Source organism: Marilutibacter aestuarii (assembly GCF_006546775.1).
Classification (GTDB): domain Bacteria; phylum Pseudomonadota; class Gammaproteobacteria; order Xanthomonadales; family Xanthomonadaceae; genus Marilutibacter; species Marilutibacter aestuarii.
The window spans coordinates 1-14,030 of the sequence record NZ_VICE01000114.1 but is presented as its reverse complement, the minus strand read 5'-3'; the positions used below and the strand labels follow the sequence as shown (position 1 = coordinate 14,030).

Annotated in this window: 12 protein-coding genes; 1 reads left to right on the top strand and 11 read right to left on the bottom strand. The window is 69.5% G+C overall.

Annotation, left to right across the window (positions count from 1 at the left end; all coding sequences use genetic code 11):
• From FKV25_RS12445 to FKV25_RS12395, 11 genes are all read right to left on the bottom strand, one after another.
• Window positions 1-1,311 (bottom strand): BatD family protein (locus tag FKV25_RS12445; RefSeq protein WP_141519123.1); only part of this gene is annotated, 1,311 nt, incomplete at its 3' end.
• Entirely contained in the window at window positions 1,308-3,098 is a 1,791-nt protein-coding gene (locus FKV25_RS12440) for a VWA domain-containing protein (protein WP_141519122.1), read from the bottom strand. The genes FKV25_RS12440 and FKV25_RS12445, both read right to left, overlap by 4 nt.
• A complete protein-coding gene (locus tag FKV25_RS12435) occupies window positions 3,095-4,120 on the bottom strand; it encodes a vWA domain-containing protein (protein ID WP_141519121.1) in 1,026 nt (341 codons plus the stop codon). Before FKV25_RS12435 ends, FKV25_RS12440 begins: the two co-directional genes overlap by 4 nt.
• Entirely contained in the window at window positions 4,117-4,575 is a 459-nt protein-coding gene (locus FKV25_RS12430; RefSeq protein WP_141519120.1) for a DUF4381 domain-containing protein, read from the bottom strand. Before FKV25_RS12430 ends, FKV25_RS12435 begins: the two co-directional genes overlap by 4 nt.
• Before the next feature lie 2 nt (window positions 4,576-4,577).
• Window positions 4,578-5,516, bottom strand: coding sequence for a DUF58 domain-containing protein (locus tag FKV25_RS12425; protein ID WP_141519119.1), 939 nt, complete (start codon window positions 5,514-5,516; stop codon window positions 4,578-4,580).
• 5 nt (window positions 5,517-5,521) lie between these two features.
• Window positions 5,522-6,538: an AAA family ATPase gene (locus FKV25_RS12420; protein WP_141519118.1), complete on the bottom strand. Its 1,017-nt coding sequence runs from the start codon at window positions 6,536-6,538 to the stop codon at window positions 5,522-5,524.
• Window positions 6,539-6,741: 203 nt separating this feature from the next.
• Window positions 6,742-8,715: a type IV pilus secretin PilQ gene (locus FKV25_RS12415; protein ID WP_141519117.1), complete on the bottom strand. Its 1,974-nt coding sequence runs from the start codon at window positions 8,713-8,715 to the stop codon at window positions 6,742-6,744.
• 17 nt (window positions 8,716-8,732) lie between these two features.
• Window positions 8,733-9,227 carry a pilus assembly protein PilP gene (locus FKV25_RS12410; protein WP_246072078.1) on the bottom strand — a complete coding sequence of 165 codons (495 nt, stop codon included), beginning with the start codon at window positions 9,225-9,227 and terminating at the stop codon, window positions 8,733-8,735.
• Between the two features lie 59 nt (window positions 9,228-9,286).
• On the bottom strand, window positions 9,287-9,955 hold the full coding sequence (locus FKV25_RS12405) for a type IV pilus inner membrane component PilO (RefSeq protein WP_141519116.1): 669 nt from the start codon (window positions 9,953-9,955) through the stop codon (window positions 9,287-9,289).
• Window positions 9,952-10,758, bottom strand: coding sequence for a PilN domain-containing protein (locus tag FKV25_RS12400; protein WP_141519115.1), 807 nt, complete (start codon window positions 10,756-10,758; stop codon window positions 9,952-9,954). The genes FKV25_RS12405 and FKV25_RS12400 overlap by 4 nt, the downstream gene beginning before the upstream one ends.
• Window positions 10,758-11,816, bottom strand: coding sequence for a pilus assembly protein PilM (locus FKV25_RS12395; RefSeq protein WP_141519114.1), 1,059 nt, complete (start codon window positions 11,814-11,816; stop codon window positions 10,758-10,760). The genes FKV25_RS12400 and FKV25_RS12395 overlap by 1 nt, the downstream gene beginning before the upstream one ends.
• A 257-nt stretch (window positions 11,817-12,073) precedes the next feature.
• Here FKV25_RS12395 and FKV25_RS12390 point away from each other — a divergent pair.
• Window positions 12,074-14,030: penicillin-binding protein 1A (locus FKV25_RS12390; RefSeq protein WP_141519113.1), on the top strand; the 1,957-nt coding region annotated here is incomplete at its 3' end.

Sequence of the window (14,030 nt, the reverse complement as noted above, 5' to 3'; positions counted from 1 at the left end):
GGTCGACGCGACCCAGGCCGCGCGGTCGCCGTGCATGCCCAGGGCGGCGAGCGGTGCGCCTTCGGTGGAGGCACCGGGCGCTTCATCCGGGGGACCGCCCGTGTCGCGCCCGCGTGCAAGCGACGGCAGCTGCGCCGGGGCCGGCGGCGTGTCGAGGCCAGCGGCACCTGGCTGGACCGTCCATTCCAACGGCGGCAGTCGCGCCTCGCGCGCCTGGCCGGCCTTGACGTCCCACCAGCCCATCCGCACTCCGGACAGTGAGACGGCGCCGGGCCTGCCCGGCACCAGCGAGAAGCTGCGCGTAACCGTCGCGCGGGGCCGACCATCGACGAAACGCTCGTCGACCTGCGCACGTTCCGGGAAAACCTGCACGCCGTCGATCGGCGGCAGCTCGAGATCCGGCATCTGCGCGCCGGTGGCGCCATCGGCGATGGCCTCGATGGTCAGCGTCGCCGCCAGGCCCTGCCGCAGTTCGGCGGGATTGGCGCGATAGCGAAGCTTGAGATCGTGCAGCGGCAACCAGGGTTGCGGCGCCTGGTCGGGGACCGGCTGCACATGCAGGGTGCGCGGTCCGACCTGGGCGCTCAAGCGCCCGCCGCGCCCGCCGCCGAACATGTCGTCGAACAGGCCGCTGGTGCCGCGCCCCTCGAAGCTGGCCCCGGGCACCTGCAGCGACCCGCTGCGTTCGGGCACCAGCATGAATCGCCGCTCGACCACCTGGTACTGGCGCCCGTTGATCGTCCGCGAATACTGCGCGTCGTCGCCAACGCGCTGGAACGATGCGCCTTCCGGTGCCGGCTGGTCGAGGGTCCCGGAGACGATCGGCACCGCCGAGAACAGGCGCACGACCCAGCCCACCGATTGCTGCACGTAGGGCCGGGTGTCGTCCGGCACGCTTTCGATGAAGAGATCGCCCCGCGCCTGCGCCGGGGACTCGTCGGGCGCCGGGCCGACCACCAGGGTCAGCGGCGCGGTACGCTCGTTGCCCACCGCCAGCGCCGGGATCGTCAACACGCCGTCGCGCAGCGGCCGCAAGGCCACGGCGAAGAGGGTGTAAGACGCGCTCTGGCCGGTGCCGCCGGAGAAGCCGCGCTGGCTGGAATGTCCGCTGAGGCGGAAGTCGCCTTCCAGCGGCGAGTAATCCGGTGCAGACGACAGCAGGCCGGCCTCGATGTTGAGGGTGACGGTCTCGCCGAGCACGATCCGGTCGCGGTCCAGCCATGCCCGCGGCGCAGCGGATGCCGGCGTCGCGAACAGCATCAGCATGAGCCATGCGGCCCAGCACATGCAGGTCCGAGTAGTGGGTGTCATTCGTCCCAGTCTCCCTGTCGACGACGGCGTTCGTGTTCGATCCGGAATTTCTCGCGCAGCAGGCCACCCGGGTCGTCCGGCACGCGGCGCAGCCAGGCTTCGTTGGCGACGCGGCGCTCGCGTTCGGCGGGGGTTTCACCGTCCGGCCCGGCGACCGGCGTTCCGTCTCCGCCCGGCTCGCCTTCGCCCGCCCGCCGTGCCTGCTCCAGCGCCTGCTGCATGCGCTCGCGCTGGGCGGCGTCGGCCGCCGCCTGCTCGGCGGGGCTCTTGCCGTCGGAGGCATCGGGCGTCGACTCCGTTCCCGGGCCCTCGTCGCCATTGTCCAACGACGGCGCCGGACCCTGGGGCGGCTCCTCCCCGCCCCGTTGCCGCGACGCATCCCCTGTGTCGCCGCCCGTGCCTGCCGAGGGTTCGTTGCTGCCCCCATTGCCCGACTGCGGCGAGGGCTTGCCGTCCTGCTTCCCTTCGCCCTGCCCGCCACTGCCCTCGCCGTCCTGCTGCCGCTTCACCGCCGCCTCGACGGCACGCTTGTTGGCGATGGCGTCCTCCATGCCGGGCTCGATCGCCAAGGCGCGGTCGTACGCTTCGATGGCCTGCTGGAACTGCCCTGCCTTCGCCAGCGCGTTGCCCCGGTTGTAGTGGCCGTCTGCCGAACCGACGCGGGCGTAGCCGCTGGCCGCGCGGGCGTAGTCGCCCTGCCGGAAGGCCTCGGCGGCCTCGACCATGCGCTTGTGCTCGACCTGGTCTTCGCGCCGCCACCAGTCGGCGGCCTGCGCGGGCAACACCGGGAGCCCCAGCGCCAGCACCACCACGGCGACGGCCGCGCCCCGTCGGAACGCGAACAGGGCCAGCAACATCAGGGGTGGGACCAGCCAGAAGCCTTCGTCCTGCCAGATGCGACCCGCCTCGCCTTCCCCGCTCACCGCATCACCCGGTGCCGCCGACAGTACCCCGAGGGAGCGCAGGTCGGCCTCGTCGGTCGCGAGGCCGGCATAGCGACCACCTCCCTGCGCGGCGACGGCCTGCAGCCTGGCCGGGTCGAAACCCGCGACGCCGCTATCGCCGTCCGCGGTGCGGTACGCGACCCCTCCAGTCCGGCCAATGCCCAGGACGCTGGTTTCGAAACCGTTCGATCGGGCCTCGGCCGCGGCCTGGGCCGCGTCGGCATCGGCCTGGCCGGCGAGCAGCAGGACCTGGCCGCGCTCGAAGCCGGCCTGGTGCATCAGCCGCGTCGACCAGCGGATCGCCTGGCTGGCGTTCGCGCCATCACGCGGCATGATGCCCGGCGACAGGGCGTCGAGGAACAGGGCCAGGTTGGCCGTGTCCTCGGTCAGGGGTGCCACCGTGTACGCATCGTCGGCATAGACAACGAGGCCGACCGGGCCGTCGCCGCGAAGTTCGAGCAGGCGCCCCAGCTTGGCCTGGGCCTGGGCGAGGCGCGAGGGCGGCGGGTCGGCCGCGGACATGGCGCTGGACAGGTCGAGTGCGATCATCAGCGGTACCTGCCCCCGCCAGAGCGGCTGCTCGACCTGTCGCCAGCTCGGACCGGCCAGCGCGACGATCGCCAGGACATAGCCCAACGCGCCCAGCCACGGGCCTGGCTGGAGGCGGCGTCCGGCGCGTGCCTCGATCAGGTGCGGGAGCAGGTGCGGATCGACGACGCCTTGCCAGACGTTGGCGCGCCGGCGACGCACGACCCAGAACGCGGCCAGCACGGGCAGCGCGAGCAGTGCCCATAGCCACTCGGGCCGGAGCAGGTGCAGGTTGGAGAGGTCGAAGCCCGTCATCGGCGCCACCTGGATGGCCACAGGAAGGCCAGCAGGCCCAGCGACACGGCCAGGCCGAGCGGCCACGCGTAGCGTTCGACGCGCGGGCGAACGGCCGGGCCGGGTCGCTCCACGGGCTCGAGCCGGTCGATCTCCGCATAGATGCCCGCCAGTTGCTCGGTGTCGCGGGCACGGAAGAAACGGCCGCCGGTCTGTTCGGCGATGCGGCGCAGCGTTTCCTCGTCGATCTCGTCGCCCCCCCCGGGCATCGGCAGCTGGAACCCGAACACCGACATCGCCCCGTCGCCGCCGAAAGCCACGGTATGCACGCGGACCCCATGGTCGCGCGCCAGCTGGGCGGCCTTCTCCGGTTCCAGCAGGCCTGCGGTATTGACGCCATCGGTCAGCAGGATCAGGACGCGCTGGCCCTCGGGCTGGTCGCGCAGCCGCTTGACTGCCAGGCCGATGGCATCGCCGATGGCGGTTTCCTGGCCGGCGAGGCCCACCACGCTGTCCTGCAGTTGCTGGCGCACGGACTCGCGGTCGGGGGTCAGCGGCGTCAGGGCGTAGGCGCGCCGACCGAAGACCAGCAGTCCCACGCGATCGCCGCCGCGTCGGTCGAGGAAGTCGGCCAGCACTGCCTTGGCCGCGGTGAGGCGGTCGACGGGCCGCCCGCCCAACTGCATGTCGGGCTCGTCCATGCTGCCGGACAGATCGAGCGCAAGCATCAGGTCGCGCCCGGACTGGGGCGGCTCGACCGCTTCGCCCAGTTGCTGCGGTCGCGAAGCTGCCACGCACAACAGCGCCCAGGCCAGCAACAGCAGCGGGCTGGGGAGACGGCCGCCGCGTCCGCGACCCTGCGCATCGGCCAGGCCGTCCACGCGGTGGAGCCCTGGCATCCGCACCGCGGGCGACGCCGATCGCGAGGCGGGCAGCGCCCACCACGCCAGCAGCGGCAGCGGCAGCGCCCAAAGCCAGCCCGGCCAGGCCAGCACGAAGGCGTTGGGGTCGAGGGCCTCCATGAGCGGAGCGAGGACGCTCATCGCGCCTCCATCCATTCGACGAAACGAAGGCGCGCGGCGCGGGCGACGGCATCCACCTCGGCGGGGTCCGGATCGGGCCTGAAGCTACCGTCCAGCAACAGCTCGCCCAGAGGGCCGGAGAAGCGCGGCGGTTGCACGCCCTTGTCCAGGCAACGCAGCCAGGCTTCACCCTGCAGGTGATCGGCCTCGCGCTCGTGCCGGCGCGCAGCGCGCCGAAGCAGCTCGGAGATTGCCGCCAGGCGCGTGGCGGCGTCTGGTGCCTGGGCCAGGGTCGCGTCGAACAGGCGCTCGATCCGCCGCCGCCGCCGCTTGCGCCACGCGTGCCAGGCCCATGCGGCGCTGCCGCAGGCCAGGAGCAGGCCGGCCAGTACCCACCAGCCTGGCGCGGGGGGCCACCAGCCGGGGGCCGCGGGCTGGTGGATGTCGCGCAGGACGATGGTCGCCAGGCCGCTCATGCTCAGGCCACCTGGGGCCGGGGGCGACCCAGCAGTGGCAACCAGGCATCGCTGGCGTCGGCGGTCGACAGCGCAGCCACGCGCACGCCGCGCGCGGGCAGCTGGGCCAGCGCCGTGGCGACCGGCGCGCCGAAGGACGCGCGCCAGCGCGCACGCACGCGGCTCGCACCCAGGTCGAGCTCCAGTCGCGATGCCCCTTCGGTCCCGGCGCTCAAGGGCAGGACTGCCTTGGGCGGCGAGACTTCAAGCGGATCGACCAGCATCAGCAGGATCACCTCATGGTGCTGCGCCAGCACGGGCCAGCGCTGGGCCGGGGTGTCGGCCACGCTGCCGGCGTCGGCGAGGACGACCAGCCGCGAACCCGGTCGCAACAGGCGTTGCGCATGGTCGAGGGCCATCCCGAGGCCACCGTCGTCGCCGGGCGGACGCGCATACCAGCGCACGAGCGCATCGAGGGTGCGCAGGGCGCCGCGCGTACCGGCGGCCGGGGGCACCGGCGGCTCGTGCACGCTGCCTCGCAATGCCGCGATCCGGTCACCGTCGCGGGCGGCGACCCAGGCAGCGATCGCACCGGCGCGGGCGGCCTGCACCGACTTGAACCGCACGCGCGTGCCGAAGTAGAGGGCCGGCGCGGTATCGCCGACGATCAGGGTCAGGCGTTCGCGTTCAGCCTGGAACATCTTGGTGTGCGCACGCCCCGTGCGCGCGGTGAGCTTCCAGTCGATGTGCCGTGCATCGTCACCGGCGACGTACTCGCGCGACTCGGCATAGTCCATGCCACGCCCGCGCAGGGGCGACAGCGCGGGTCCGGCGATGCCATGGCGTCCGGATTTCGGCGTGCGCCGGGCGCCGGCAAGCGACTTCAGCGCGACGAGCTCGGCCAGGGTCGGAGCGATGCCCTCCCCGGTCGCTTGCGCCTGCGTTGGGCGTACCTGGGCCATCGCCGTCAGGGCAGCGGAACCTGTTCGAGCAGTGCGTCCACCAGCCGCCCGCCATCCCAGCCCTCGGCCGTGGCTTCGTAGCTGGGCAGGACGCGATGGCGGAGCACGTCGGGCGCGACCTTGCGCACGTCGTCGGGCGTCACGTAGTCTCGCCCCGCCAGCCAGGCGTGGGCACGGGCGCAGCGTTCCAGCGCGATCGAGCCGCGGGGGCTGGCGCCCCAGGCGATGCGCCGCCCCAGGCCGGCGTCGTAGCGGGAGGCATCGCGCGATGCGAGGACGATCTCGACCAGATAGCGTTCGACCGCGGGGGCGACGTGCAGGTCAAGGACCGCGGCGCGTGCGTCGAAGACATCGCCAATGGGCATCCTGTCGACGGCCTCGGGTACGGCGCGCATGGCATTGCGGGCCCGGTCGCGGGCCAGGCGCAGGATCTCGGTCTCGGCATCCACTTCCGGATACGCGATCTGCACGTGCATCAGGAATCGATCCAGCTGTGCCTCGGGCAGCGGGAAGGTGCCTTCCTGCTCGATCGGGTTCTGCGTCGCCATGACCAGGAACAGCGCAGGCAACGGATAGGTCGCGCGTCCCACGGTGACCTGGCGCTCGCCCATCGCCTCCAGGAGCGCGGACTGCACCTTCGCCGGCGCCCGGTTGATCTCGTCGGCCAGCAGGATCGGATGGAAGATGGGCCCGGACTGGAACTCGAAGCGGCCATCCTGCGGACGCCACACTTCAGTACCCGTCAGGTCCGCGGGCAGCAGGTCGGGGGTGAACTGGACGCGTGCGAAGTCCGCTTCCAGACGCGAGGCCAATGCGCGGATTGCACTGGTCTTGGCAAGGCCCGGCGCGCCTTCGACCAGGAGATGCCCATCGGCAAGCAGCGCGATCAGCAGGCGCTCGATGAGGGCCGACTGGCCCACGATCTCGGCCGAGAGCGCATCGCGAAGCGCCTTGAAGGCGTCGTGGAGACGTGCCGTCGCGCGCTCGGGCGGTGCAACCGGGGTCGGGGGAGTGCTGTCCATTCGATCCTCGTGTTTCGTCTGTCAACGGGCAGTGACCCAAGGTTTCGACCCGGGGGAAGCCCGTAGGTTCCTCCACGCGCCGGCGACCATTCAGCCAATGCCGGTCGTCCCAGCATTGCACAAACGAAGAGAGGGCCTTGCGGCCCTCTCCACATTTATCGACTGTACCGGGAAGCAGCGGAGCCCGCCCGGCAGGCGACGCCTCAGCGCTGCTCGACCCGCAGCACCTTCGGCGTGACCATGATCAGCAGCTCGGCCTTGTCCTTCTGGCGGCCCTTCTTCTTGAACAGGTTGCCCAGGAAGGGGATGTCACCCAGGAAGGGCACCTTGCTGATGTCGCTGCGGTCGCGGAACTCGTAGACGCCACCGACCACCACCGTCTGGCCGTCCTCGACCAGGATCGCGGTGTTCACTTCGCGCTTGGCGATCTGCGGGACGCTGCCGATGGAGGTATCGGTAAAGCCTTCGACCTCGTCCTTCTTGATGGCCATGTTCAGGAACACGCGGCCGTCATGGGTGATCGTCGGGGTCACCTTCAGCTCGAGCAGCACGTCCTTGAACTGGACGTTCGGGATCGGGATGCTGTTGCCGCCCTGCTGGGGCGAGATGGTGACGTAACCGACTTCCTGGCCCTGGCGGATGACCGCCTCGCGCTGGTTGCTGGTGACGACGCGCGGATTGGAGATCACTTCGCCACGGCCTTCTTCCTGCATCGCCGACAGTTCGACGTCGAGCGCGTAGCCCGCGTTGAGGATCGACAGCGCGACGGAGCCGGCCGGGTTGGTAACGCCCAGGTTGCTCATCAGGCTGCGGGTGACGTCGAAGGTGCGATCGCCATTCATGAGGGCATCGGCACGCGAAGACGCATTCGCACCGGAGGACCCGATGTCACCGCCGAAACCCAGCGAGCTGCGGTCACCATCCTTGCCGGACGCACCGCTCACGCCGAAGCGGGCACCGAGCTCGCGTGCGAACGTATCGGTGGCAATGACCACCCGGGCTTCGATCACGACCTGGTCGACTGGGCGGTCGATGACACGGATCAGCTCGCGCATCTGCACGACCTTCTTCGGAATGTCGCTCACCATGAGGGTGTTGGTGCGCTCGTCCGCCACCAGGCGGCCGCGCGGGGACAGGAAGCCGTTATCGTTGTTGTTGGAACCGCCTTGGCCGCCGCCGCCGCCGCCGCCGCCGCCGACACCCTTGGCCTCGGTCAACGCCTTGAAGATCTGCGCGGCGTTGTGATAGTTGATCTGGATGTACTCGGTGACCAGGTCGACGCGGTTGTCGAGCGCAATGCGCGCGTCTTCCTTGTCCTGCTCGTATTTCGCGATCTCGGCCTGCGGCGCGATCCAGATGACATTGCCACTGCGGCGCTTGTCGAGACCCTTGGCCTGCAACACGATGTCCAGGGCCTGGTCCCACGGCACGTTGATCAGACGAAGGGTGACATTGCCCTGCACCGTGTCGGCGGCGACCACGTTCAGGCCGGACTCTTCGGCGACCAGCTGCAGCACCGTGCGCACGGGCACGTCCTGGAAGTTGAAGGTCACCGGACGGCCGGAGTAGCCGCGGGTCGACGCTGCGCTGCTGGTCGCACCCACGGCGCGGCTGCTGCCCACCGAGCGCTCCGAACCGCCTCCCGAGGTCGACGCAGTCGCCGCGCGGGGCACGATCTCGACGATGTAGTCGCTACCGGTCTGGTAGGCCATCGACTCGAAATTGCCCTTCGTATCCAGGGTCAGCAGGGTGCCGGCGCCGGAGGCGCGTGCATCGATGCGCTCGACCGGCGTGGCAAAGTCGGTCACGTTCAAAGGCCGCTGCAGGCTGGCAGGCAGCTTGGCGTTGCCGACATTGACGGTGACGGTCGAACCCACGCTCCGCAGGTCCGGGCTTGCGCCTTCGCCGCTGAAGCTCAGGATCAGGCGTCCCGCGCCACCCTCCCCGCGCTTGAAGTCGATCTTCGAAACCTCGATCGCCCCGGGCAGTTGCTTGGCCGGGTCGACGTTCGGCGTCGGTGCGACGGCCTGGCCAGCAGCCGGCGCCATCGCGGGTGCCTGCTGTGCGTGGACGGCACTGAAGGCCGCGATAGCGCCCACCGCGATGCCGACACCGGCAGTGCGCAGGAGCATTGAGCGCCGGGCGGGCCGCGGGCTGTTGGCGTTGTTAACGGTCATCGTGCTATCCCCCAAACTCATTGATCTTCCAATGCAACGGACGCCGGACGTTCAAGCCAGCCACCCGCGCCATCCGGCACCAGTTCCACCAGTTCGATGCGGTCTTCATGGACACTGGTCACGCGACCATCGCTCTGTCCCATGTACGCGCCCGGCGTCACCCGGTAGGTCACCTTGTCCGGCGCCATTACCAGGGCGACGATGCCGCTGCCGGCGCCCAGCGTGCCCACCATGTCGAGGCTGTCGAGCGGGAACTGCTCCAGCGTCTGTTTGCGTCGGGACGAATCCGGTCGCGGGCCGCTGCCACCGTCCTGGTCGCGGAACGCGCGACTGAACGGATCGCGCAGGGCCTGCGCGTTGTACTCGAAACTCTCGAACTGCTGCATGACCGGAAGCGGATCCAGCGGGGGCGCGGGACGCGCCTTCACTTCGTCGATCCACTTCTCCAGGTTCGGGGCTTCGCCGGGCGTGCTCGTGATGCCCCGCGAACAGCCCGCCAGGGCGAGCAGCATCAGGCCGGCCGCCACGGCCCGCCCGAGGGGGCGCTTGGTCTGCATTGCGTCACGCATGCTCAGGACCCTCCCTTCTTGTTGTCCTGGCCGGCTCCCGCTTCCTGGATGGCGACTTCGTCCTCATCGAGGTAGCGGTAGGTCTTCACGGTCCCGACCAGCTCCAGCGGGCTGTTGGACGTGATCACTGCGTCCTTGCCGCCACGCGGCTGCAGGGAGATGTCGTGCATGGTCATGATGACTACGCGAGGCAACGAGGCCACGCCGCTGACGAAGGCACCGAACTGGTGGTAGGTCCCCACCATGCGGAGCGCGATCGGCTTCTCGGCGTAGAACTCCTTGGGCTGCTCGGCACCGGGCTGGAACAACTCGTTGTTGATGCCGGTCGCGAGCGCGGTCTGCGAGATGTCGACGATCAGGTCGGGCATCTCGGTCTTGCTCGGCAACTGACGCAGCATCTGCTGGAGCTGCTGTTCCATCTGCGCGAGCTGCTGCTTCAGCGGCTCGAGGTTCGCGGCGCGACCCTGCTTGGTCTCGAACTCGCCACGCAGCTCCGTCTCGGTCCGCTCGAGGCCAGCAAGCTGGTCCTTCTTGTCGCTGACGAAGAGGTACCAGGTCAGGCCAACGATGAGCAGGCCGATGATGATGCAGAAGCCGATCTTGGCCTGCTTCGGCCAGGAGCCCATGTTGTTGAAATCGAGCTCACGCAGGGACATTTTCTTCTGGCTCATGACGCAGCTCCAGTGGCAGGCGCCGCGGCATCAGACCCCTCGGCGTCGGTCGTCCCGGGCTCATCGGCGGGCGGTTCGGTGGCGGCCGGCGCCGCGGCGTCCGAGGTACCGGTCTCGGTGGCGTCGACACCGGTTGCGGCCGCATCTTCGCCAACAGGCGCCAGCAGCGCGGGTTCGCCGGCTTCGCCGGGGTTGCCAGCGTCCTCGGTCACCGCGACAGGCTCGTCCGGAATCCCGTCGCCATCCTCGTCCACCGGCGCATTCGGATTCGCCAGCTGGACCTGGAGGCTGAACTCATAAGGCAGGCCCTTGTCCGTGCCCTTGGCTTCGATGATCGAGAGGTCTGGCTTGGTCATCCAGCCCGAGCTTTCGAGGTTGCGCATGTAGGTACTGACGCGGGAGTTGGACTGCGAACGCCCGGTCAGGGTGAGCGTCTGCGCATCCTGCTTGATCGCGGTCAGGACGACACCGTCGGGGATCGTCCGGACCAGCGAGTCGAACAGGTGCACCATCTGCGAGCGGTTGGCCTGCAGTTCCTCGATCACTTCCTTGCGGGCCAGCAGCTTGCCCTTCTTGCGATCGAGCTCCTCGATCTCGGCGATCTGCTTGTCGACCTGGGCGATCTGGTCCTTGAGGTAGGCGTTGCGCGTGTTCTGGCCGCTGATCTGGCCGTTGTAGTAGCTCACGATGAGGAAGGACACGATGATCGCGGCGAGCGCCGAAAGCGCCGCCATGACACCGAATTCCTTCTGTCGCTGCTTGCGCCGCTCGGCGCGCCACGGGAGCAGATTGATCCTTGCCATCAGTCAAAGCTCCTCAATGCCAGGCCGCAAGCGATCATGAGCGCCGGCGCATCCTGCGCCAGGGCATGTGCCTGGACGCGCGGGCCGAGGGTCATGTTCGCGAGCGGGTTCGCGGTCACGGTCGGAACGCCGAGCTGCTCCTCCACCATCTGGGCGATGCCCGGGATCGAGGCGCAACCGCCGGCCAGGACGATCTGGTCGACGCGGTTGAACTCGCTACCGGCGTAGAAGAACTGCAGGAGCCGGCTGACCTGCTGCGCCGTGGCTTCCTTGAAGGGCTCCAGCACCTCGACCTCGTAGCTCTCGGGCAATCCACCCTGGCGCTTGGCCAGGCCGGCTTCCTCGTAGCTGAGGCTGTAGCGCCGCATGACCTCGTCGGTGAGCTGCTTGCCACCGAAGACGTTCTCGCGGTGGTAGATGCTGCGGCCCTTGCGGATGACGTTGAGCGTCGTCATGGTCGCGCCGATGTCGATCAGCGCCACGAGCCCGTCGCGGGCGGCGCTGAGCTGCTCGGCCATCAGGGCGAAGGCGTTCTCGACCGCGAAGGCCTCGACGTCCATCACCCGCGGGATGAGCCCGCCCAGCTCCAGGGCGGACGCCCGGACCTCGACGTTCTCGGCGCGGGACGCGGCAAGCAGGACCTGGACCGTCTCGCTGGTCCCGGGGGTCGGCCCCAGCACCTCGAAGTCGAGGTTCACTTCCTCGATCGGGTACGGGACGTAATTGACCGCCTCCAGCTCGATCGCCGACTCCATGTCGTCGTCGTCGAGGTCGGCCTGCATCGGGATCACCTTGGTGATCACCGACGAGCCGGCCACGGCGGCGGCGGCATGCCGGGCACGGGTCCCGGAGCGCGCGACGGCCCGCTTGATGGCTTCGCCCACCGCCTCGACTTCGACGAGGTTCTTCTCGACGACGGCGTTCGGGGGCAGAGGTTCAACCGCGTAATGCTCCACGCGATAGCGATTTCCCGACCGAGAAAGCTGCAGGAGCTTTACGGCAGTCGAACTGATATCCACACCGACGAGCGCCGGCTGGCTTTTTGTGATGACACCCACGATTTTCTCCCCATACCACAAGCGCTTACGCGCACTTCGTGTGGCCCCGTCTTAGATAACGGACTTTTGAATGGCTGGCAACCACTTCGTGCGGAAATTGCCCCTCACCGTCACTTTAACCCCGTGTCGATCCTTCTGGAAGCCCGGCTTTTGCCCCGACCGGCGCCTCCCCCCTGGACCCACCCCTGCCGCCCCCGGGGGCGGCACACCTCTTATACTGCCCGTTCTTGAAGACAGAAACCCGGAACCGGATCTAGATGTCACGAATTCGACGCTTGCTGCGCTGGGCGCTGGTCGCCCTGGTGGGCGCAGCGGTGCTGGGCGCCATCGCCCTGGGCACCCTGTACTACGTGATCGTCCCCAAGCTGCCGGATGTGGAGACGCTCCGCACCGTCGAACTGCAGGAGCCCATGTACGTCTATACCCGCGACGGGCGCCTGATGGCGCAGTTCGGGGAGATGCGGCGCTCGCCGGTCACCATCGCCGAGGTCCCCAAGCGCCTGAAGGACGCTTTCATCGCGACCGAGGACGCCCGCTTCTACGAGCACCACGGCGTCGACTACAAGGGCGTGGCCCGGGCCGTGTGGCTGCTGGCGACCACCGACGACAAGCGCGTTCCCGGCGGCTCGACCATCACCCAGCAGGTTGCCCGGCAGTTCTTCCTGGACTCCGAGTACAGCTACATGCGCAAGCTGCGCGAGATGCTGCTGGCGATGCGGATGGAGCGGGAGCTGAGCAAGGACGAGATCCTCGAGCTCTACCTCAACAAGAGCTTTTTCGGGCACCGCAACTACGGCGTCGGCGCGGCGGCACAGTTCTATTACGGCAAGCCGCTGGCCGAGCTCGACCTCGACGAGATGGCCTCGCTCGCGGGCATCCCGAAATTCCCCTCGAGCGGCAACCCGCTCAGCAACCCGGAGCGCGCCCGCGAGCGCCGCGACTACATCCTCCAGCGCATGGGCGACCTGGGCTTCGCCACTGCCACCGAGGTCGCCGCCGCCAAGGCCGTGCCGATGCACGCCGCCCCGCACGAGCCGCCGATCGAGGTGTATGCGCCCTACATCGCCGAGATGGTGCGCCAGGAAATGGTCGCCCGCTTCGGCGCAGAGGCCCTTACCCAGGGCTACAAGGTCACCACCACGATCGACCCGAACCTCCAGGCCGCGGCCGACAAGGCCCTGCGCGACGGCCTGCTGACCTACGACGTCCGCCACGGCTGGCACGGCGTCGAGCAGCACTTCGAACTGGCCCCCGGCGAGGACGCCGCCACCGCCGGCAAGCGCCTGGCCGACATCCCCGCCCAGGCCAACCTGCTGCCGGCCGTGGTCGTGGCCGTTGAAAGCGGCCGTGCCGAACTGGCGCTGAGCGACGGGCGCGTCGTGGAGGTCACCAAGAAGAACAGCTTCGCGTCGCGCGACCCGGCCACGCTGCTCAAGCGCGGCGACCAGGTCCGGCTCCGGGCCACCGTGGAGGCGCCCGAGGCGACCGCGGAGGTGCCGGAAGGCGAAGCGCTGCCCCTGCCGCCCGGGAAGACGAGCTACGCGCTGAGCCAGTTGCCGCGCGCGCAGGCGGCACTGGTTTCGCTGGACCCGTCCAATGGCGCCCTGCGCGCACTTTCGGGCGGCTTCAGCTTCGCCGGCAACGAGTTCAACCGCGCGACCCAGGCGCGCCGCCAGCCCGGTTCGAGCTTCAAGCCATTCATCTACGCCGCGGCGATGGAGCGTGGCTACAACCCGGCCTCGATCGTGCTCGACGCCCCGGTGGTGTTCAAGCAGCGCAACGGCAAGGTCTGGCGACCGCAGAACTCCACCGGCAACTTCGCCGGGCCCATGCGCCTGCGCGAGGCCCTGGTGCAGTCGCGCAACCTGGTGTCGGTGCGCCTGCTCGACGCGATCGGCGTCGACTTCGCCCGCGACTACATCGGCAAGTTCGGCTTCGAGAAGGACCAGCTGCCGCCCAACCTCTCCATGTCGCTGGGTACCGCGTCGCTGACGCCGCTCTCGGTCGCGCGTGGCTACGCGGTCTTCGCCAATGGCGGGTTCCGGGTCGATCCCTGGTTCATCGACACGGTCCGCGACCGCAATGACGCCGTGCTGTTCCAGGAGAATCCGCCCACCGCGTGCCTGAGCTGCAGCGTCAGCGGCCGCACGTCGGCCGCGCGCCATCTCGTCGACGGGTTCAACCTCGGCCCCGCGGCCGCGCCCGCGCCCACGC